The sequence below is a fragment of the Streptomyces sp. AM 2-1-1 genome (assembly GCF_029167645.1).
Classification (GTDB): domain Bacteria; phylum Actinomycetota; class Actinomycetes; order Streptomycetales; family Streptomycetaceae; genus Streptomyces.
The window spans coordinates 3,129,802-3,149,514 of the sequence record NZ_CP119147.1 but is presented as its reverse complement, the minus strand read 5'-3'; the positions used below and the strand labels follow the sequence as shown (position 1 = coordinate 3,149,514).

At 73.0% G+C, this 19,713-nt stretch carries 19 protein-coding genes; 14 read left to right on the top strand and 5 right to left on the bottom strand.

All coding sequences use genetic code 11. From position 1 onward, the window contains the following. Positions 1-31: 31 nt before the first annotated feature. Positions 32-1,174: an NADH-quinone oxidoreductase subunit D gene (locus PZB77_RS13405; protein ID WP_275492827.1), complete on the bottom strand. Its 1,143-nt coding sequence runs from the start codon at positions 1,172-1,174 to the stop codon at positions 32-34. A gap of 68 nt (positions 1,175-1,242) precedes the next feature. Next, on the bottom strand, positions 1,243-2,214 hold the full coding sequence (locus PZB77_RS13400; protein ID WP_275492826.1) for an SAM-dependent methyltransferase: 972 nt from the start codon (positions 2,212-2,214) through the stop codon (positions 1,243-1,245). Between the two features lie 155 nt (positions 2,215-2,369). Between PZB77_RS13400 and PZB77_RS13395 the strand changes: the two genes are divergently transcribed. Both PZB77_RS13395 and PZB77_RS13390 read left to right on the top strand, forming a co-directional pair. Further along, the gene (locus PZB77_RS13395) at positions 2,370-3,569 is read left to right on the top strand and encodes a sensor histidine kinase (protein WP_275492825.1); all 1,200 of its coding nucleotides are present in this window, start codon (positions 2,370-2,372) and stop codon (positions 3,567-3,569) included. A gap of 72 nt (positions 3,570-3,641) precedes the next feature. Beyond that, positions 3,642-4,313: a response regulator transcription factor gene (locus tag PZB77_RS13390; protein WP_275492824.1), complete on the top strand. Its 672-nt coding sequence runs from the start codon at positions 3,642-3,644 to the stop codon at positions 4,311-4,313. Positions 4,314-4,357: 44 nt separating this feature from the next. Here PZB77_RS13390 and PZB77_RS13385 read toward each other — a convergent pair whose 3' ends face one another. Then, positions 4,358-5,470, bottom strand: a complete 1,113-nt coding sequence (locus PZB77_RS13385; RefSeq protein ID WP_275496048.1) for a DUF5937 family protein — start codon at positions 5,468-5,470, stop codon at positions 4,358-4,360. Positions 5,471-5,574: 104 nt separating this feature from the next. Here PZB77_RS13385 and PZB77_RS13380 point away from each other — a divergent pair, with 104 nt between their 5' ends. Next, positions 5,575-5,751, top strand: a complete 177-nt coding sequence (locus PZB77_RS13380) for a hypothetical protein (protein WP_275492823.1) — start codon at positions 5,575-5,577, stop codon at positions 5,749-5,751. Positions 5,752-5,783: 32 nt separating this feature from the next. Here the strand turns inward: PZB77_RS13380 and PZB77_RS13375 are convergent, their stop codons facing one another. After that, positions 5,784-6,929, bottom strand: a complete 1,146-nt coding sequence (locus PZB77_RS13375; RefSeq protein WP_275492822.1) for a beta-eliminating lyase-related protein — start codon at positions 6,927-6,929, stop codon at positions 5,784-5,786. 183 nt (positions 6,930-7,112) lie between these two features. Between PZB77_RS13375 and PZB77_RS13370 the strand changes: the two genes are divergently transcribed. From PZB77_RS13370 to PZB77_RS13325, 10 genes are all read left to right on the top strand, one after another. Then, the gene (locus tag PZB77_RS13370; protein ID WP_275492821.1) at positions 7,113-8,171 is read left to right on the top strand and encodes a DUF2520 domain-containing protein; all 1,059 of its coding nucleotides are present in this window, start codon (positions 7,113-7,115) and stop codon (positions 8,169-8,171) included. Then, positions 8,168-9,211, top strand: a complete 1,044-nt coding sequence (gene panC, locus PZB77_RS13365; RefSeq protein WP_275492820.1) for a pantoate--beta-alanine ligase — start codon at positions 8,168-8,170, stop codon at positions 9,209-9,211. The genes PZB77_RS13370 and panC overlap by 4 nt, the downstream gene beginning before the upstream one ends. Beyond that, positions 9,208-10,890 carry an L-aspartate oxidase gene (locus tag PZB77_RS13360; RefSeq protein WP_275492819.1) on the top strand — a complete coding sequence of 561 codons (1,683 nt, stop codon included), beginning with the start codon at positions 9,208-9,210 and terminating at the stop codon, positions 10,888-10,890. Before panC ends, PZB77_RS13360 begins: the two co-directional genes overlap by 4 nt. Positions 10,891-10,954: 64 nt before the next feature. After that, the gene (gene nadC, locus PZB77_RS13355) at positions 10,955-12,001 is read left to right on the top strand and encodes a carboxylating nicotinate-nucleotide diphosphorylase (protein ID WP_275492818.1); all 1,047 of its coding nucleotides are present in this window, start codon (positions 10,955-10,957) and stop codon (positions 11,999-12,001) included. Beyond that, a complete protein-coding gene (locus tag PZB77_RS13350; RefSeq protein WP_275492817.1) occupies positions 12,001-12,798 on the top strand; it encodes a type III pantothenate kinase in 798 nt (265 codons plus the stop codon). Before nadC ends, PZB77_RS13350 begins: the two co-directional genes overlap by 1 nt. Before the next feature lie 160 nt (positions 12,799-12,958). Continuing rightward, positions 12,959-13,543: a hypothetical protein gene (locus tag PZB77_RS13345; RefSeq protein WP_275496047.1), complete on the top strand. Its 585-nt coding sequence runs from the start codon at positions 12,959-12,961 to the stop codon at positions 13,541-13,543. 94 nt (positions 13,544-13,637) lie between these two features. After that, entirely contained in the window at positions 13,638-13,817 is a 180-nt protein-coding gene (locus tag PZB77_RS13340) for a hypothetical protein (protein ID WP_275492816.1), read from the top strand. Between the two features lie 625 nt (positions 13,818-14,442). Next, positions 14,443-14,958 (top strand): BlaI/MecI/CopY family transcriptional regulator, encoded by a 516-nt coding sequence (locus tag PZB77_RS13335; protein WP_275492815.1) that lies wholly within the window; start codon positions 14,443-14,445, stop codon positions 14,956-14,958. A 9-nt stretch (positions 14,959-14,967) separates the two neighbouring features. Next, the gene (locus PZB77_RS13330) at positions 14,968-15,537 is read left to right on the top strand and encodes an amino-acid N-acetyltransferase (protein WP_275492814.1); all 570 of its coding nucleotides are present in this window, start codon (positions 14,968-14,970) and stop codon (positions 15,535-15,537) included. Positions 15,538-15,693: 156 nt separating this feature from the next. Beyond that, positions 15,694-16,035, top strand: coding sequence for an Lsr2 family protein (locus PZB77_RS13325; protein ID WP_275492813.1), 342 nt, complete (start codon positions 15,694-15,696; stop codon positions 16,033-16,035). On the opposite strand, the gene PZB77_RS13320 is transcribed toward PZB77_RS13325, so the two are convergent. After that, positions 16,014-16,697, bottom strand: a complete 684-nt coding sequence (locus PZB77_RS13320) for an SCO3374 family protein (RefSeq protein ID WP_275492812.1) — start codon at positions 16,695-16,697, stop codon at positions 16,014-16,016. The genes PZB77_RS13325 and PZB77_RS13320 overlap by 22 nt on opposite strands. Before the next feature lie 473 nt (positions 16,698-17,170). On the opposite strand from PZB77_RS13320, the gene PZB77_RS13315 reads away from it, so the two are divergent. Next, positions 17,171-19,699: an ATP-dependent Clp protease ATP-binding subunit gene (locus tag PZB77_RS13315; protein WP_275492811.1), complete on the top strand. Its 2,529-nt coding sequence runs from the start codon at positions 17,171-17,173 to the stop codon at positions 19,697-19,699. The last annotated feature ends 14 nt before the right edge of the window (positions 19,700-19,713 follow it).

Sequence of the window (19,713 nt, the reverse complement as noted above, 5' to 3'; positions counted from 1 at the left end):
CGCGCGGGGGCCGCCGGCCGTCCGCACGGTCCTACTTGTCGATGTCCCCGACGACGAAGAAGAGCGAACCCAGGATCGCGACCATGTCGGCGACCAGGGTGCCCGGCAGCAGCTCCGTCAGCGCCTGGATGTTGTTGAACGACGCGGAGCGCAGCTTGAGCCGGTACGGCGTCTTCTCGCCCTTGGAGACGAGGTAGTAGCCGTTGACGCCGAGCGGGTTCTCGGTCCAGGCGTAGGTGTGGCCCTCGGGGGCCTTGAGCACCTTGGGGAGGCGCTGGTTGATCGGCCCGGGGGCGAGCCCGTCCATCCGGTCCAGGCAGGCGTCCGCGAGGTCCAGCGCGTTGACCGTCTGCTCCAGCAGGCACTCGAAGCGGGCCAGGCAGTCGCCCTCGGTCCGGGTGACCACCTTCAGTACGTCCGCCAGCTCCGCGTACGCGAGGTACGGGTCGTCGCGCCGCAGGTCGAAGTCGACGCCCGAGGCGCGGGCGATCGGTCCGGACACCCCGTACGCGTGCACCGCCTCGGGGGAGAGCACCCCGACGTCGCGCGTGCGTCCCCGGAAGATCTCGTTGCCGAGCACCAGGTCCTCGTACACGCCCATCCGCGACCGCACCGAGGCGACCGCGTCGCGGGCCCGGCCGAGCCAGCCCGCCGGAAGGTCCTCCTTGAGGCCGCCGACCCGGTTGAACATGTAGTGCATCCGGCCGCCGGAGACCTCTTCCATCACGGCCTGCAGCTCCTCGCGCTCCCGGAACGCGTAGAACACCGGTGTGATGCCGCCGAGTTCGAGGGGGTACGACCCGAGGAACATCAGGTGGTTGAGGACCCGGTTCAGTTCCGCCAGCAGGGTCCGCGTCCAGACGGCGCGCTCGGGGACCTCCATGCCCAGCATCCGCTCGACGGCCATCACCACCCCGAGCTCGTTGGAGAAGGCCGACAGCCAGTCGTGACGGTTGGCGAGCATCACGATCTGCCGGTAGTCGCGGGCCTCGAAGAGCTTCTCGGCGCCCCGGTGCATGTACCCGATGACGGGCTCGGCGCTCAGGATGCGCTCGCCGTCCAGGACCAGGCGCAGCCGGAGCACACCGTGCGTGGAGGGGTGCTGAGGACCGATGTTGAGCACCATGTCGGTGCTCTCCGCCGCGCCACCGATGCCGACCGTCGTCTCCGTCATGCGGCCCAGTATTCCCTGCCCGCGGACGGGGGCACGCGCGGCCGTCCCCGCGCGGCCGCCGAGGCCGCTCATCCCACCCGCTGCTCCAGCCACCCGAAGTCGCCGAGGCCGCCGCGCGCGGTGAGTTCGGCCGCCTCGCCCGCCGCCGCCAGCGCCCTGAGGTACCCGGCCGGGTCGGTGGAGGCCAGGGCCAGCGGTGGCCGGCCCCCGGTGACGCCGAGCCGGGCCAGGGCGGTGCGCTGGTCCAGCAGTTCGGGCGCCGCGCCGCCGGCCGGCCGGCCCGCGGCGGCGCAGGCGTCCAGGGCCACGTGGGCGGTGAGGTCGCAGGAGCCGTCCGGCACCGGGGGCACCTCGCGGCCGGCCCGGAAGCCGGTGAGCGTGCCGAACGGCGGTCGGGCGCCGCGTACGTGGGCGTAGTCCACCGCCACCGCGCGCCCCGCAGCCAGCGAGCCGACCGCCCCGGCCCACGCCAGGTCGCGGGGGAGCCCGATCTCGGCCCGGTCGCCGGGCCCGGCCGGCGCCCACCAGCGCTCCAGCCACCGCGCGTCCGCGCCGGACACGGGGCCGCCGAGGCGCTCGGCGCCGTCCGGGACGCGGACCAGGACGTACCGCCAGGCCCCGTCCTCGTCCACCTCCGCGACGTCGGCCGGCACGTTGTCCAGCCACTCGTTGGCGAAGAGCAGCCCGGTGACCCCCTGCGGCGGCTCGGCGCACCAGGCGATCCGCTCGTCCAGGCCCGGCGGGCGGTCGGCGAGCTCCACGGCGTACGCGGTGATCCGGAGCCCCGCCGGAGCGGCTGCCAGCACCCCGGCGGCCAGCTCCCCGCGCCCGGCCCCCATGTCCACCAGGGCGACGGTCTCCGTGGACAGCTCGGCCGCCGTACGGGCCAGCAGCCGGGCCACCGCCGCGGCGAAGAGCGGCGAGGCGTGCACCGAGGTGCGGAAGTGCCCGGCCGGACCCTCCGGTCTCCGGTAGAAGCCGCTGTCGCCGTACAGCGCCGCCCGCGCCGCCGCACCCCATCCGAGCCACTGGTCCGTCACGGGGCCCAGTCTCCGCCATGCCCGCGGCCCGGACCGTCCGCCCCGCCTCCGCCGGCCCGCGCCCGGTACGTCTCCACCTTGGGGAGTACGGGCCGCCGGAGCGGATCGGCCCTCCGGTTGACCCGGTCACCCGCGCGCTTCCCTACGCTGGCACAGTGCAGCGCCTCTACGCATTCCTCCGCAGACACCCGACGGGCGTCGACTGCTTCTGGGCCGTCGTCCTGCTCGGGCTCTCCGGTGTGGCCTTCGTGACCGGGCCCACCGGCGGGACGCGGGAGCGCCTCTTCACGGTGCCGGTGATCCTGGGCCTCTGCACCGTGGTGGCGCTGCGCCGCCGGATGCCGGAGCGGATGCTGCTGCTCGCCCTCGGGATCGGGGTGGCGCAGGTGGCTCTGGGCATCGAGACGGGCATCGCCGACTTCGCCCTGCTGGTGATCATCTACACCGTCGCCGCCGCCGGGAAGCGCTGGGCCTCCCGGCTCGCGCTGGCCTGCGGTCTCCTCGCCTCGGCGGTCTCGCAGGCGCGCTGGCCCGAGGAGGAGGGCGGCTGGACCCAGCAGATCGTCGTGGTGGTCGTGCTGACCGTGCCGTTCGTGCTGGCCTGGGTGCTCGGTGACTCGCTGCGGACCCGGCAGGCGTACTTCCGGGCGCTGGAGGAGCGGGCCGCCCGGCTGGAGAGCGAACGCGAGGCCCAGTCGAAGGTCGCCGTCGCCGCCGAACGCGCCAGGATCGCCCGCGAACTGCACGACGTCGTCGCCCACAACGTCTCCGTGATGGTGGTCCAGGCGGACGGTGCGGCGTACGTCATGGACGCGGCACCCGATCAGGCCCGCCAGGCCCTGGCGACCATCTCGACCACCGGCCGGCAGGCGCTCGCCGAGATGCGCCGGCTGCTCGGGGTGCTGCGCACGGGAGACGCCGAGACCAGCGGCGAGTACGTCCCCCAGCCCGACGTCGAGCAGATCGACGAACTCGTCGAACAGGTCCGCAAGGCGGGCCTCGCGGTGGACTTCACCGTCGAGGGCACGCCGCGCCCGCTGCCCAGCGGGGTGGAGCTGACCGCGTACCGCATCGTGCAGGAGGCGCTCACCAACACCCGCAAGCACGGCGGCCCCGACGCCGGGGCCAGCGTGCGGCTGGTCTACTTCGACGACGGTCTCGGGCTGCTCGTGGAGGACGACGGCCGCGGCGCCCCGCAGGAGCTCTACGCGGACGGTGGAGCGGACGGTGCCGGCCACGGCATGATCGGCATGCGGGAACGGGTCGGCATGGTCGGCGGCACGCTCGACGCGGGCCCGCGCCCCGGCGGCGGCTTCCGGATCAGCGCCCTGCTCCCGCTGAAACCGGCCGCCTGACGACCGGGGCGATGCCACCCCTCGCGCCTCTCCCGACCCTTCTCGGCCCAACCACAGGACAGGACCCTCCCCATGGCCATCCGCGTGATGCTCGTCGACGACCAGGCCCTGCTGCGCACCGGTTTCCGCATGGTGCTCGCCGCGCAGCCCGACATGGAGGTGGTCGCCGAGGCGGGCGACGGGGCCGAGGCGATCGACGTGCTCCGCGCCACCCGCGTCGACGTCGTACTGATGGACGTCCGCATGCCGAAGCTGGACGGGGTGGAGGCGACCCGCCGTATCTGCGCGGGGGAGAACCCGCCGAAGGTGCTCATCCTGACCACCTTCGACCTCGACGAGTACGCGTTCACCGGGCTCAAGGCGGGGGCCAGCGGATTCATGCTCAAGGACGTGCCGCCCGGGGAGCTGCTGAACGCGATCCGCTCGGTGCACAGCGGGGACGCCGTCGTCGCCCCGTCCACCACCCGGCGGTTGCTGGACCGGTTCTCCCCGCTGCTGCCGAGCACCACCTCCGAGCCCGGCGACAAACGCGTCGAGCGGCTCACCGAGCGGGAGCGCGAGGTGATGCTGCTGGTCGCCCAGGGACTGTCCAACGGCGAGATCGCGGGCCGCCTGGTGCTCTCGGAGGCGACGGTGAAGACCCACGTCGGCCGCATCCTCACCAAGCTCGGTCTGCGCGACCGGGTGCAGGTCGTCGTCCTCGCCTACGAGTCGGGACTGGTCCGGGCCGGCGGCGGCCGCTGACCCGGGAGCGCGCCGGACAGCGGGCCCCGGGCCCCCCGAACGGGTCAGCGCAGCACGCCTTCGATGAAGTCGCTGCCGAGCCGCGCCACGACGGTCAGGTCCAGCTGGTGCAGGACGTACCGGCCGCGCCGCCGGGTGGTGACCAGGCCGGCCTTCTTCAGCACCGACAGGTGCCGGGAGACCTCGGGGGACGTGATGCCGTGCGCGTCGGCCAGTTCGCCGGTGGTGTGCGGGGAACGGGCCAGATTGCGGCAGAGCCGCAGCCGCAGCGGATGGGCCAGCGCCTCCAGACGCAGCCGGACGGACTCCACCGAGGCGGGCGAGGGCAGCTCCGGCCGGTGCACCGGATAGAGGATCACCGGCCGCCAGCCGGGGGCGTGGCCGATCATCAGGTGCGGCCAGCCGAAGCCGGTGGGGACGAGGGTGATGCCGGGCTCCACCCCGGGGCCCGTCGCGGTCGACCGGGCCGCGTTCAGCTTGTCGACCACGATCCGCTCGCCGTCCTCGCTCAGCGAGAGCGCCGCCGAGGCGGCGGCGACCGCCTCACCGATCCCCTTGCGGCGGAGCACCTCCGTCTTGTGCCGGGCGTCGGCGACCAGCGGGACGCGCGCACGGTTCCAGGTGTCGGCGAAGAACGCCTCCTCGCAGTCCTCGAAGAGCCGCCGGAGCCAGCCGCGCACCGCGCCGGGGTCGGCCAGCAGCCGCTCGGTGAACGCGGTCTGCCGCGGGCCGCGCGCGGCGGCCATCTCACGGGCCCGACCGCGCGCCACCCCGTCGTCGAGCGGGGACCCCGTGCACGCACCGTGGAACGTGCACGAGGTGAACTCCAGGGCGGCGGAGACGAACCGCTCGTCGCTCAGCCGGTCCAGGGTGTCCAGGTCCTCGGCGAGGGTGGCGCCGGCCCTGCCGTCGCCGCCCGGGATTCCCGTGAACGGCAGGAAGATGTCGGAGAAGGTGCTCCGCCACAGGAACTCCCCCTCGTGCAGCCGGTCCGCGAGGTCCGGCGGGAGCGCCGCAGTGGTGGCGGTCGCCCAGCCGTGCAGCCCGGGGTGGTGCCCCGGCTCCGAGAGGGCGTGCAGGGCCGTCCCCAGCTCGGCCAGGGGCGAGGTCTCGAAAACGATGCGGTCGGCGGGGAGCCCGGCGATGTCGATGGTCACGCTCACCCGACCATGGTGCGGGGTGCGCGCCCCCGCGTGCACCCCGCTTGACGGGGGCCGTCAATCGGCGCGCGGCGGCGGGCGGGGCCGCGCACGCTGGATCCATGGACGCGATACAGCAGCAGATGTACGACGCCTGGCGCGCCGTCCGGAGCGGCGAACGCCCGCCGCCCCTGCCCGGCACCCACGACCGGGAGGTCCTGCGCGGCCTGTGGGGCCGGTACCGGTCCCGCCGCCGGGCCGGTGCGCGCGGACGCGGGGAGGCGTGGCCCCGGTGGTGAGGCGGCGGGCGCCCGCCGCCGGGGCGCTCCGCTCAGACCAGGCGGGACACGAAGTCGCCCACCGCGTCCCGTACCTCCCGCGCCGTCCACTCCAGCCCCGCCGCGTTCACCGTGACCTCGGTGTACGCGATGCCGGGTGGCAGCTGGGGGCCCGTGAACCAGCGGCGGAAGAGCGTCACGCCCGTCTCCTCGGCCTGGCGCAGCGAGGCCTCGTCCAGTACGTCGGTGGAGTACGGCAGCCAGAGCTGGAACTGGTGGGTGTGCGGCGGCTCGGGGCGCACCCGGAACCACGGCACCGCCGACGCCTCGAAACCCTCCGCCAGCGCCCCGGCGACCACGGCGGCGTGGGCCACGTACTCCGGCAGCCGGGGCAGCTCCCGTTCCAGGCCGACGAGGGCCGAGAGCGCGGCCGGGTACTGCTGGAAGAGCTGGCCGCCGTAGCGGTGGCGCCAGGAGCGGGCCTCCTCGATCAGCGTCCGGGGCCCGGCGAGGACCGCGCCGGACATACCGCCGAGCGATTTGTAGAAGGAGACGTAGACGCTGTCCGCGAGGCCCGCGATCTCGGCCAGGCCGTGCCCGAGGTGCGGGGGGCACTCCCAGAGGCGGGCCCCGTCCAGGTGCACCACCGCGTCCCGCTCCCGGGCCGCCGCCACGACCCCGGTCAGCTCCTCCCAGGACGGCAGGACGAAGCCGGCGTCCCGCAGCGGAAGCTCCAGCATCAGGGTGCCGAACGGCTCCGCGAAGCCCTCGATCTCCTCCGCGGTGGGCAGCCGCGGCTCGGTCGTGGGGTACACCGTCCGCAGCCCGCTCACCGCGCCGAGCGCGCCCTCCTCGTGCAGCTCGGGGTGGGCGAGCGGATGCAGCGCGACCGCGGCGTTGCCGGTGCGCGCGGCCCAGCACCGCAGGGCGACCTGCTGGGCCATCGTGCCGGTCGGGAAGAAGGCGGCCGACTCCATGCCGAGCAGCCCGGCCACCCGCTCCTCGACCTCCGCGACGACCCCGTCGCCGTAGTGGTCGAGGGGCTTGTCGGTGCCGTACACCGCTTCGGCGCCCGCAGTCAGCGCGGCCAGCTGTTCGCCGAGGGTGCCGTCCGAGGACGTGCGGGCCAGGATGCGGTGCGAGGCCCGCCAGGCGGCCGGCCCGCGCCGCCGCGTCGTCTGTTCGTCCGTTGCTGCCATGCGACGATCATCGCCCGCGCGGCCGGGGCCGCCCACCGGGGGGGGGGGGTTGCCGCTGGGTCGTGGAGCGCCGGGAGTTACCCACAGGCTGTGGACGGAGCGGAGCCGGGGCGGGGCGCTGGCGTAGCATGCAGAGGAATCGTCCGGTACCCCCCGCGGACTGGAACGGAAGGCCTTAGCCGCGTGCACACCACATCTCCGAGGGATCCTCTCGACGCCCGGGACCGCCCCGCCCGCCTCACCGTGGGCGTCGTCGGAGCGGGCCGCGTCGGCCCCGCCCTCGCCGCCTCGCTCCAGCTCGCCGGGCACCGCCCGGTGGCCGTCTCCGGCGTCTCCGACGCCTCCCGGCGCCGGGCCGCCGCCCTGCTGCCGGACGTCCCGCTGGTGACGCCCGCCGAGGTCTTCGCCCGTGCCGAGCTGGTACTGCTCACCGTCCCCGACGACACCCTGCCCGGCCTGGTCGAGGGCCTCGCCGAGACCGGCGCCGTCCGGCCCGGCCAGCTCCTCGTCCACACCTCCGGCCGGTACGGCACCCGCGTGCTGGACCCCGCGCTGCGCGCCGGGGCCCTCCCCCTCGCCCTGCACCCCGCGATGACCTTCACCGGCACCCCCGTGGACGTCCAGCGGCTGGCCGGCTGCTCCTTCGGGATCACCGCGCCCGAGGAGCTGCGGCTCGCCGCCGAGGCCCTCGTCATCGAGATGGGCGGCGAGCCCGAGTGGATCGAGGAGGCGGCCCGCCCGCTCTACCACGCGGCGCTCGCGCTCGGCGCGAACCACCTGGTCACCCTGGTCGCCGAAGCCATGGAACTGCTGGCCGCGGCAGGGGTCTCGGCCCCCGACCGGATGCTCGGGCCGCTCCTCGGCGCCGCCCTCGACAACACCCTGCGCTCCGGCGACGCCGCCCTCACCGGGCCGGTCGCGCGCGGCGACGCGGGCACGGTCGCCGCGCACGTCGCCGAATTGCGCCGCCACGCGCCGCAGATGGTGGCGGGGTACCTCGCGATGGCCCGCGCGACCGCCGACCGGGCCCTCGCGCACGGCCTGCTCAAGCCGGAGTCGGCCGAGGACCTCCTCGGCGTCCTCGCCGGCACCACCGACCCGGGCCCCGCGACGGGCCAGGCCGGTCCGTCCCGTCCCGGCGGCGCGGGCGGCTCCCCCGACTCCACGGGTTTCCCGGGTAACGGCGAAACCGACGGCTCCACCGGTGCCGGCAACGACGACGAACCGGGGGACCCCCGATGAACACCACCCCCGCCGGCACCGCCGCCCTCCTCCACACCGCCGCCGCCCTCGAAGCGCTGCCCCGTCCGACGGGCGCCCGCCGGGCGGTCGTCATGACGATGGGCGCGCTGCACGACGGCCACGCCACGCTGGTCCGTGCCGCGCGCGCAGCCGCCGGACCGGACGGTCAGGTCGTGGTCAGCGTCTTCGTGAACCCCCTGCAGTTCGGCGAGGCCGCCGACCTGGACCGCTACCCGCGCACCCTGGAGGCCGACCTCGCGGTGGCCACCGCGGCCGGCGCGGACGCGGTCTTCGCTCCCTCCGTCGACGAGGTGTACCCGGGCGGCGATCCGCAGGTACGCATCTCCGCGGGTCCGATGGGCGAGCGGCTCGAAGGCGCCTCGCGCCCCGGGCACTTCGACGGGATGCTCACGGTCGTCGCCAAGCTCCTCCACCTGACCCGCCCGGACGAGGCGTTCTTCGGGCAGAAGGACGTCCAGCAGCTCGCCCTCATCCGCCGGATGGTCCGCGACCTCGACTTCGGCATCGAGATCACCGCCGTCCCCACCGTCCGGGACCCCGACGGTCTCGCGCTCTCCAGCCGCAACCGGTTCCTCTCACCGCTCGAACGCCGTACCGCCCTCGCCCTGTCGGGCGCGCTCTTCGCCGCCCGCGACCGGCTGGCCGCCCAGCAGACGCTGCGCGAGCGCGCGCTGGCGACCGGTGGCGGCCAGAGCCCGGCGCACCCCGGCACCGAGCGGGCCGCCGGGCTCAACGCGCTCGGCGAGCCCCGGCTCGCCGCCGACGCCCAGGCGGTCGCGCTCGCCCTGCCCGGCAGCACGGCCGCCGCCGTCCGGGCCGCCGCGCGCGCCGTGCTGGACGACGCCGCCCACGCGACGGTGCCGCTCGACCTCGACTACCTCGCCCTGGTGGATCCGGCCGACTTCACCGAGATCCCCGACGACCGGGACGGCGGCGAGGCCGTCCTCGCCGTCGCCGCCCGCGTCGGCGCCACCCGGCTGATCGACAACATCCCCCTGAACCTCGGAGCCCTCTCGTGACCGGAATACGGCTGACCGCCCCCGAACCCGGCTGGTCCATCGACGCCGACGTCGTGGTCGTCGGCTCCGGCGTGGCCGGGCTCACCACCGCCCTGCGCTGCGTCGCCGCCGGACTCGACACCGTCGTCGTCACCAAGGCCCGCCTGGACGACGGCTCCACCCGCTGGGCCCAGGGCGGCATCGCCGCCGCGCTCGGCGAGGGCGACACCCCCGAGCAGCACCTCGACGACACCCTGGTCGCGGGCGCCGGACTCTGCGACGAGCGGGCCGTCCGCGCCCTGGTCACCGAAGGCCCCGACGCGGTGCGCCGGCTCATCGAGACGGGCGCGCACTTCGACACCACCGAGAACGGCGACATCGCCCTCACCCGCGAAGGCGGCCACCACCGCCGCCGGATCGCGCACGCGGGCGGCGACGCCACCGGCGCCGAGATCTCCCGCGCCCTGGTGGAGGCGGTCCGCACCCGGGCGCTGCACACCGTCGAGAACGCCCTGGTCCTGGACCTGCTCACCGACGCCGAGGGCCGTACGGCCGGGGTCAGCCTGCACGTCATGGGCGAGGGCCAGCACGACGGCGTCGGTGCGGTCCGCGCCCCGTCCGTGGTGCTCGCCACCGGCGGCATGGGCCAGGTCTTCTCCGCCACCACCAACCCGCCGGTCTCCACCGGCGACGGCGTGGCGCTCGCGCTGCGGGCCGGAGCCGAGATCTCGGACCTGGAGTTCGTCCAGTTCCACCCCACGGTCCTCTTCCTGGGCGCCGACTCCGAGGGCCAGCAGCCGCTGGTCTCGGAAGCGGTGCGCGGCGAGGGCGCGTACCTCGTCGACGCCGCCGGCACCCGGTTCATGACCGGGCAGCACGAGCTGGCCGAACTCGCCCCGCGCGACATCGTCGCCAAGGCGATCACCCGCCAGATGCAGCTGCACGGCACCGAGCACATGTACCTCGACGCCCGGCACTTCGGCGCCGAGATGTGGGAGCAGCGCTTCCCCACCATCCTGGCCGCCTGCCGCGAGCACGGCATCGACCCGGTCACCGAGCCGATCCCGGTCGCGCCCGCCGCGCACTACGCCTCCGGCGGCGTCCGTACCGACCTGCGCGGACGCACCACCGTGCCGGGTCTGTACGCCTGCGGGGAGACCGCCTGCACCGGCGTGCACGGGGCCAACCGCCTCGCCTCCAACTCCCTGCTGGAAGGGCTCGTCTTCGCCGAGCGCATCGCGGCGGACATCGCCGAGCGGCGCCCCGCGCGCACCGATGCGGTCCGGCCCGAGGGCGGTCCCCGCTCCGTACTGCAGTCGCCCGAGGTCCGTACGTCGATCCAGCGGACCATGACCCGCGGCGCCGGCGTCCTGCGCTCCGCCGACAGCCTGGCCGGCGCCGCCCGGGAGCTGGAGGCGCTGCACGCGGGTGCCGGGGTGGCCGACGCGAAGGCCGCCGTACCGGGGGTCGAGGCGTGGGAGACCACCAACCTCCTGCTGGTCTCCCGGGTCCTGGTCGCGGCGGCGAGCGCCCGCGCGGAGACCCGGGGCTGCCACTGGCGCGAGGACCACCCCGACCGCGACGATGCCGACTGGCGCGCCCACCTGGTCGTCCGCGTCGGCGAGGACCGGACGCTGTCGGTACGCCGTACGGAGAGCGCCGACTTCGACTCCGTGAGTCCGGCGCACCCCGCAGACTGAACCCCGCCCCGCCCGCACCACCGCAGCACATCGCACCGCCCGACGCCCCCGAGGAGCCGCAACCGTGAGCACGCCCGAAGAGAACCGCCCGACACCGGTGGACGTCCCGCTGATCCACATCGGGGCGCCCGCACCGTCCGCGGGCGGCTGCGGCGACGACTGCGGCTGCGCCTCGGACGGGTACGACCCGGACGCCCTGGAGTGCGGGCTCGACCCCGCCCTCGCCGAGCTGCTGGCGGAGGCCGGGCTCGACCCCGTCCAGGTGGAGGACGTCGCGCACGTCGCGATCGAGGAGGACCTGGACGGCGGGGTGGACGTCACCACCGTCGCGACCGTCCCCGAGGACGCCGTCGCCACCGGCGACTTCACCGCCCGCGAAGCGGGTGTCGTCGCGGGCCTGCGCGTCGCGGAGGCCGTCCTCTCCATCGTCTGCACCGACGACTTCGAGGTCGAGCGCCACGTCGAGGACGGCGAGCGCGTCACCGCCGGCCAGAAGCTGCTGACGGTCACCACCCGCACCCGCGACCTGCTCACCGGCGAGCGCGGCGCGCTCAACCTCCTCTGCCGCCTCTCCGGCATCGCCACCGCCACCCGCGCGTGGGCCGACGTCCTGGAGGGCACGAAGGCCGAGGTCCGCGACACCCGCAAGACCACCCCGGGGCTGCGTGCCCTGGAGAAGTACGCGGTCCGCTGCGGCGGCGGCGTCAACCACCGCATGTCGCTCTCCGACGCGGCCCTGGTCAAGGACAACCACGTGATCGCGGCCGGCGGGGTCGCCGAGGCGTTCAAGCGGGTCCGCGAGGAGTTCCCCGACCTCGCCATCGAGGTGGAGGTCGACACGCTCCAGCAGGTCCGCGAGGTGCTGGAGGCCGGCGCCGACCTGATCCTGCTGGACAACTTCACCCCGGGCGAGACCGAGGAGGCCGTCGCCCTGGTCGCCGGGCGCGCCCTCCTGGAGTCCTCCGGCCGGCTCACCCTGGACACCGCCCGCGCCTACGCCGACGCGGGCGTCGACTACCTCGCGGTGGGCGCGCTCACCCACTCCTCGCCGATCCTCGACATCGGCCTGGACTTCCGCGAGGCCGCCACCACCGGCGAGGCCGACGCCTGATGCTGCTCACCATCGACGTCGGCAACACCCACACCGTCCTCGGCCTCTTCGACGGCGAGGAGATCGTCGAGCACTGGCGGATCTCCACGGACTCCCGGCGTACCGCCGACGAACTGGCCGTGCTCCTCCAGGGGCTGATGGGCATGCACCCGCTGCTCGGCGTCGAACTGGGCGACGGCATCGAGGGCATCGCGATCTGCTCCACGGTGCCGGCCGTCCTGCACGAGCTGCGCGAGGTCACCCGCCGCTACTACGGCGACGTGCCCGCCGTCCTCGTGGAGCCCGGCATCAAGACCGGCGTGCCGATCCTGATGGACAACCCCAAGGAGGTCGGCGCCGACCGCATCATCAACGCGGTCGCGGCGGTCGAGCTGTACGGGGGCCCGGCGATCGTCGTCGACTTCGGCACCGCCACCACCTTCGACGCCGTCTCCGCGCGCGGCGAGTACACCGGCGGTGTCATCGCCCCGGGCATCGAGATCTCCGTCGAGGCGCTCGGCGTCAAGGGAGCCCAGCTCCGCAAGATCGAACTCGCCCGCCCGCGCAGCGTCATCGGCAAGAACACCGTCGAGGCCATGCAGGCGGGCATCCTGTACGGCTTCGCCGGCCAGGTGGACGGCGTGGTCACGCGGATGAAGCGCGAGCTGGCGGACGACCCCGACGACGTGACCGTCATCGCGACCGGCGGCCTTGCTCCGATGGTGTTGGGCGAGGCCTCCGTCATCGACGAACACGAGCCCTGGCTCACCCTCATCGGGCTGCGGCTGGTCTACGAGCGCAACGTCTCCCGGATGTGACCCGTACGCGGCGCACCCCGGGCGCACCTGCGACGACGCGCGACGGCGGCGGCGCGGCGGCCCCGGAGCGCGCCGCGCCACAGGTGACCAGTTAAGACGATTTTGTCCCTTTAGCACGTAATGTCGCCCCATGCCCACGCCCTACGGATCACGAGGCGGCATGGCGTTCGGTGCGGACGAGCTGCGGGTGCTCCGCCGCGCCATCGCCGTTGCCCTGCACCCCATGCCCCTGCCCGACGAGGATGTCCAGGACTGCCTGCGGCTCGCGGGAGCGGTGGACGAGGCGGTCGGCGAGGCGGGCCGGCTCCGCGCGTTCCTCCTCGCCGACCTCGCCCGCTACCGCGACGCACTCCCCGGCTCCGTCAGCGGCTACCTGGAACTCCTCCAGGACGCCCTGGCTGCCGGTTACGACCCACGGCCGGACGATCTCGCCGCGCTGCGGGCGCTGCGCGGCAGGCCGGTCGCGGCGGCACTCCTGGAGCGCTGCCAGGTGCTCGCCGAACGCTCGGTGCGCGCCCGGCTGGCGGGCCGTGCCGCCGTGCTCACCGCACCGGGCCCCCGCAGCCGCCTGCTGGCCCTGCCCGGCGGCCGGGCTTCGGCGGCGGAGCCCCGGCCGCCCGCCCGTCCGGCGACCCCGGCAGGGCCCCCCGCGCCGGGCGACCGCCCGATGCCCAAGCCCTCCGAGGTCTTCCCGCCGCGCCGCCGCCCCGCGCCGCCGCCGGAGGAGCACCGCGAGGCCGGCTGACCGGCCCGTCCGTCCTCCGTTCGCACGGCGGCCCGGCCCGACCCACCGGGAGGGTGCCTCGGGCCGCCGTACCGGCATCGCTACTCTGGTCGTCATGGACTACGTAGCCGCGCTCGTTCCGCCCGTCGTGATGGCCGCCTTCTTCATCGTTCTCGTCGTGACGATGGTGAAGAGCCAGGGCGGGCCGAACAAGAGCAAGGAGGACGCGGCCGTCGACGCCGCCCTCGCCCAGGCCGAGGCCGTGCAGCAGGCCCCGGCCGCCAAGAACCTCTGACCGATCCCCCGGAACGACGGCCGGCCGCCGGATTCCCGCGGTCGTACGGTCCTTCGGGGGCGCTCCTGATTTCCGAGGGCTTTCGGCGCCTTTCCGGGGGCTCGGACCTTCCGCGCGCCGGCCCCTTCCGGGAGTCCCCTCCCGTGAGCCGCTCCTCCGCGCGAGCCCGTCCGGCATCCTTTCTCCTGTTCCGGAGTTCCGGGGTTCCTGTAGTCGCAGGGCTCGGGGCGCCCGGATTCTTCGCGCGGAACGGGCCGGCGGCTCCGGGTTTACGGGTTTCCGCCCTCCGTGCAACGGACCGTGTGGGCGGTTATGGCCACCCCGAACGGCGCGCGGCGCGCAATTCACGCCCCCCGTGACGCGTGCACAACCCGGCGCACTCCGATGAGCGCACGACTCGACCGAGCCGTGCGCCTTTTTCGTGCCGGCGGTCGCGGCGGCAGCGCGGGTCCTGCCGGACCCGGACTTTTCCGCCGGGCGTCCGGGCGGTTCCGGTGTCCGGTGGGGCGTTCGGGGCCGTTCCGGCCGTTCAGGGTTTTCGCCCTCCACGCTCTCTCGGCGGTCTCCCCCTCGCGTTCCCGAAAAGTAACTACTCATTTCGGACATCTGGCATTAAGGTGACGGTGTGCCCCGTCAATTGGGAGAGCTGGAAGACGCCGTGATGACGCGCGTCTGGCAATGGAACCGCCCGGTCACCGTGCGGGAAGTCCTCGAAGACCTGCAGCGGGAACGCTCGATCGCTTACACCACCGTCATGACGGTTATGGACAATCTTCACCAGAAGGGCTGGGTCCGCCGGGAAGTCGACGGCCGGGCCTATCGATATACGGCCGTCTCCACGCGCGCCGCCTACGCGGCCGCACTGATGAACGAAGCGTGGTCGCGGAGCGACAACCCCGCCGCCGCCCTCGTCGCCTTCTTCGGCATGATGTCCGCCGAACAGCGCGAAGCCCTCAGAGACGCCGTGCGGATCGTTTCTCCCGGAACGGGCGCCCCGCCCACCGGGCGGGACGACACGGCGGCGGAGGAGGATCCGAGGGCCCGGCCGCAGGAGCCCTCCGCTGTCGTGGAGGATGCGCCGCGGGCCCCGGAAGGTCCGTCGGGCCCGGCCGACGGCACGGCCGGGGAGGGCGGGCGATAGCGTCGGCACATGTCTGCAGACCTGACGCAAAGCCAGTCGCAAACCGAAGGTGAAACCGACCCGGCGGTCGAAAAGGCCGCCATCACCGTTCGCCGTGCCAGGACCACCGACGTGGGTGCCGTCCGCCGGCTGCTCGACGGATACGTGACCGAGGGCATCCTCCTGGACAAAGCGACGGTCACCCTTTACGAGGACATCCAGGAGTTCTGGGTGGCGGAACGCGACGAGGACGCCCGGGTCGTCGGATGCGGCGCGCTCCACGTGATGTGGGAAGACCTCGCCGAAGTCCGGACTCTCGCCGTCGACCACCGTGTCAGGGGCAGCGGAGTGGGCCACCAGGTTCTCGGCAAGCTGTTGCAGACCGCACGCTGGCTCGGGGTCCGCCGGGTTTTCTGCCTGACCTTCGAAGTCGACTTCTTCGCGAAGCACGGGTTCGTGGAGATCGGTGAGACGCCCGTCGACACAGATGTCTACAGTGAGCTGCTGCGCTCCTATGACGAGGGTGTCGCCGAGTTCCTCGGTCTCGAACGAGTGAAGCCGAACACCTTGGGCAACAGCCGGATGCTTCTGCACCTGTGATCGGCGGAAGTACGTGGATCCCGCAGCCGATCCCTATGTCCGATACGCGCCCGTTTCCCGCGTTCCCGGGCTCCCGAACCTCTGCCGGGGGTTTGTGTTTTCCGGGGAAAAGCGGTTTCCTTTCCGCGTACTGCATTTTCGATGAAAGGATATCTCGTGGCGCAGAAGGTTCAGGTCCTTCTTGTTGACGACCTCGACGGCGTCGAGGCGAACGAGACCGTCACGTTCGCACTCGACGGCAAGACCTACGAGATCGACCTCACCACGGCCAACGCGGACAAGCTCCGTGGACTTCTCGAGCCGTACACCAAGAGCGGACGCCGCACCGGCGGCCGCGCCGCCACGGGCCGTAAGGGCCGTGCGCTCGGTGCCGGTACGGGCGGGAGCAAGGACACCGCCGAAATCCGCAAGTGGGCCCGTGACAACGGCCTCGAAGTGAACGACCGCGGACGCGTTCCGGCCGGAGTCCGCGAGGCCTACGAGCAGGCCAACGCCTGACCCGACGGCCGGCCGGCGGACGGACGGATCCGGGAACGCCTCAACCGGACCCGGTGGCATTCGGTCGCGGCCATATCCACCAGCCGTACGAGATCGGGAGTATCCCCACCCCTGCTCCCGAAACCCGCGAGGGCCGGAAGGAATTGATCCGGACCCCGCGGCGGCTCGGGGGGCCGCAGCCAGAAAGCGGCCCCCGGCGAACACGGAGGCGGTACCCGGTCCGGTGCCGGTGCGGTGATCCTGCCGCCGGCCCCGACGCCCACGAGATCCAGGCCGATGCCGCCCCATTCCAGCCACTCCAGCAGCGCGGGCAGTTCCTCCGCGCTCCCGGCCGCCACGAGCAGTCGCATGCGCCCTTCCGCGACCGCCACCGGGCCGGTGCGCCCGTACCTGCGCAGCACCGCGCGGCCGGCGGCGGCGGGCAGTTCGAGCACGTCGAACCGCAACCCGGTCAGCAGCCCCAGCGGGCGGCCCCGGTCGGTCCTCCAGCCGAGCACGTCCTCGTAGAACCGTTCGGCGGCCGCGGCGGCTCCGGCGCTCCCGGTGGCTGGGGAGGCGTTCCGGCCGGTGCGCGCGTCCGGGTCCGGACGGCGACCCGACGGGACCGGTGCCGACGTGTCGGCCGGCTGCGGGACGCGGGGTGGCGGGACGATGGGACTCATGTGCGGTGAACCGCCGGACCGCCTTCCGGGTTACGCCGACCGTGGGGCGGCCGTCCGGGATGTCGCGCACCGTGTGCGGTACGTCACCGAGGGTCCGCGTCAAGGGCGGGTGCGGGAGCGTCGGGCGCCACGCGGTTGTTCGCCCGTAGCGGAGGGAACGGGCGCGCGCCGCATGGACCGTCTGTAATTGCGGGTAAGAGATGACTGGTGGGAAGGGGCGACGAACGAACCGGGGCGTCTCACGTTCGCCACCGGCGTAGTGCTGACAGGGGTATCTGCCTGGCCTGCGGGAACATCGTCTCGCACCATCGGGTTGGAGCAGGTGTCGGCTGATCGGCATGGTTTCCTCGCTGCTGCGGGGGTGATCCGGTCGGCAGTTGGAATGAGCGGTCCCCGCTTGCGGGACTAAGCTGCGGAAGGACAGGGAGGGGACCGACCCCTAACTGCCTGACCGCTCTGAGGAGCGATTAACGATGTTCGAGAGGTTCACCGACCGCGCGCGGCGGGTTGTCGTCCTGGCTCAGGAAGAAGCCCGGATGCTCAACCACAACTACATCGGCACCGAACACATTCTCCTGGGCCTTATCCACGAGGGTGAGGGTGTCGCCGCTAAGGCCCTGGAGAGCCTCGGGATTTCGCTCGAGGCGGTCCGCCAGCAGGTGGAGGAGATCATCGGTCAGGGCCAGCAGGCCCCGTCCGGCCACATCCCCTTCACTCCCCGAGCCAAGAAGGTCCTGGAGCTGTCGCTCCGCGAGGCCCTCCAGCTCGGCCACAACTACATCGGCACCGAGCACATCCTGCTCGGCCTGATCCGCGAGGGCGAAGGCGTCGCCGCGCAGGTTCTGGTGAAGCTGGGTGCCGACCTCAACCGGGTGCGGCAGCAGGTCATCCAGCTGCTCTCCGGTTACTCCACCAGCAAGGAGTCCGCCACCGCCGGCGGCCCCGCCGAGGGCACCCCCTCCACCTCCCTGGTGCTGGACCAGTTCGGCCGCAACCTCACCCAGGCGGCCCGCGAATCCAAGCTCGACCCGGTCATCGGGCGCGAGAAGGAGATCGAGCGGGTCATGCAGGTGCTGTCCCGCCGGACCAAGAACAACCCGGTCCTCATCGGCGAGCCCGGCGTCGGCAAGACGGCCGTCGTCGAGGGCCTGGCCCAGGCGATCGTCAAGGGCGAGGTGCCCGAGACCCTCAAGGACAAGCACCTCTACACCCTGGACCTCGGCGCCCTGGTGGCCGGCTCCCGGTACCGCGGTGACTTCGAGGAGCGCCTGAAGAAGGTCCTCAAGGAGATCCGCACCCGCGGCGACATCATCCTGTTCATCGACGAGCTCCACACCCTCGTGGGTGCCGGTGCCGCCGAGGGCGCGATCGACGCCGCCAGCATCCTCAAGCCGATGCTGGCCCGCGGTGAGCTCCAGACCATCGGTGCGACCACGCTCGACGAGTACCGCAAGCACCTGGAGAAGGACGCCGCCCTCGAGCGCCGCTTCCAGCCCATCCAGGTCGCGGAGCCGTCGCTGCCGCACACCATCGAGATCCTCAAGGGCCTGCGCGACCGTTACGAGGCCCACCACCGGGTCTCCATCACGGACGAGGCGCTGGTCCAGGCCGCGACCCTGGCCGACCGGTACATCTCGGACCGCTTCCTCCCGGACAAGGCGATCGACCTGATCGACGAGGCCGGCTCCCGGATGCGCATCCGCCGGATGACCGCGCCGCCGGACCTCCGTGAGTTCGACGAGAAGATCGCGGGCGTCCGCCGCGACAAGGAGTCGGCGATCGACTCCCAGGACTTCGAGAAGGCGGCTTCCCTCCGCGACAAGGAGAAGCAGCTGCTGGCCGCGAAGACCAAGCGCGAGAAGGAGTGGAAGGCCGGCGACATGGACGTCGTCGCCGAGGTCGACGGCGAGCTCATCGCCGAAGTCCTGGCGACCGCGACCGGCATTCCGGTCTTCAAGCTGACGGAGGAGGAGTCCTCCCGTCTGCTGCGCATGGAGGACGAGCTCCACAAGCGCGTCATCGGCCAGAAGGACGCCATCAAGGCCCTTTCCCAGGCCATCCGCCGTACGCGGGCCGGCCTCAAGGACCCGAAGCGCCCCGGTGGTTCGTTCATCTTCGCCGGTCCGTCCGGTGTCGGTAAGACCGAGCTCTCCAAGACGCTCGCCGAATTCCTCTTCGGCGACGAGGACGCGCTGATCTCCCTCGACATGTCGGAGTTCAGCGAGAAGCACACGGTGTCCCGCCTCTTCGGTTCGCCCCCCGGTTACGTGGGCTACGAAGAGGGCGGCCAGCTCACCGAGAAGGTGCGCCGCAAGCCGTTCTCCGTCGTCCTCTTCGACGAGGTCGAGAAGGCCCACCCCGATATCTTCAATTCCCTGCTCCAGATTCTGGAAGACGGTCGCCTGACCGACTCCCAGGGCCGGGTCGTGGACTTCAAGAACACGGTCATCATCATGACGACCAACCTCGGGACCCGGGACATCTCGAAGGGCTTCAACCTGGGCTTCGCCGCCCAGGGCGACGTCAAGACGAACTACGAGCGGATGAAGGTCAAGGTCAACGAAGAGCTCAAGCAGCACTTCCGGCCCGAGTTCCTGAACCGCGTCGACGACACCGTCGTCTTCCACCAGCTCAGCCAGGAAGACATCATCCAGATCGTCGACCTCATGGTCGACAAGGTGGACGAGCGTCTCAAGGACCGTGACATGGGCATCGAGCTCAGCACGGAGGCGAAGAACCTGCTCGCGAAGAAGGGTTACGACCCCGTGATGGGCGCCCGGCCGCTGCGCCGGACGATCCAGCGCGAGATCGAGGACATCCTCTCCGAGAAGATCCTCTTCGGCGAGCTGCGCCCCGGCCACATCGTGGTCGTCGGCACGGAGGGCGAGGGTGAAGAGAAGAAGTTCACCTTCCGCGGCGAGGAGAAGGCGGCTCTGCCCGACGTCCCGCCGATCGAGTCGGCCGCCGGCGGCGGTCCGAACATGACGAAGGACGCGTCGTAGTTCCAGGACGGCGT

Coding starts and splice junctions, on each gene's coding strand:
- PZB77_RS13380 (WP_275492823.1), top strand. CDS start 5,575: ATGGACGCGATACAGCAGCAGATGTACGACGCCTGGCGCGCCGTCCGG.
- PZB77_RS13345 (WP_275496047.1), top strand. CDS start 12,959: ATGGCGTTCGGTGCGGACGAGCTGCGGGTGCTCCGCCGCGCCATCGCC.
- PZB77_RS13315 (WP_275492811.1), top strand. CDS start 17,171: ATGTTCGAGAGGTTCACCGACCGCGCGCGGCGGGTTGTCGTCCTGGCT.
- PZB77_RS13375 (WP_275492822.1), bottom strand. CDS start 6,929: ATGGCAGCAACGGACGAACAGACGACGCGGCGGCGCGGGCCGGCCGCC.
- PZB77_RS13320 (WP_275492812.1), bottom strand. CDS start 16,697: ATGAGTCCCATCGTCCCGCCACCCCGCGTCCCGCAGCCGGCCGACACG.
- PZB77_RS13340 (WP_275492816.1), top strand. CDS start 13,638: ATGGACTACGTAGCCGCGCTCGTTCCGCCCGTCGTGATGGCCGCCTTC.
- panC (WP_275492820.1), top strand. CDS start 8,168: ATGAACACCACCCCCGCCGGCACCGCCGCCCTCCTCCACACCGCCGCC.
- PZB77_RS13350 (WP_275492817.1), top strand. CDS start 12,001: ATGCTGCTCACCATCGACGTCGGCAACACCCACACCGTCCTCGGCCTC.
- PZB77_RS13330 (WP_275492814.1), top strand. CDS start 14,968: ATGTCTGCAGACCTGACGCAAAGCCAGTCGCAAACCGAAGGTGAAACC.
- PZB77_RS13390 (WP_275492824.1), top strand. CDS start 3,642: ATGGCCATCCGCGTGATGCTCGTCGACGACCAGGCCCTGCTGCGCACC.
- PZB77_RS13405 (WP_275492827.1), bottom strand. CDS start 1,174: ATGACGGAGACGACGGTCGGCATCGGTGGCGCGGCGGAGAGCACCGAC.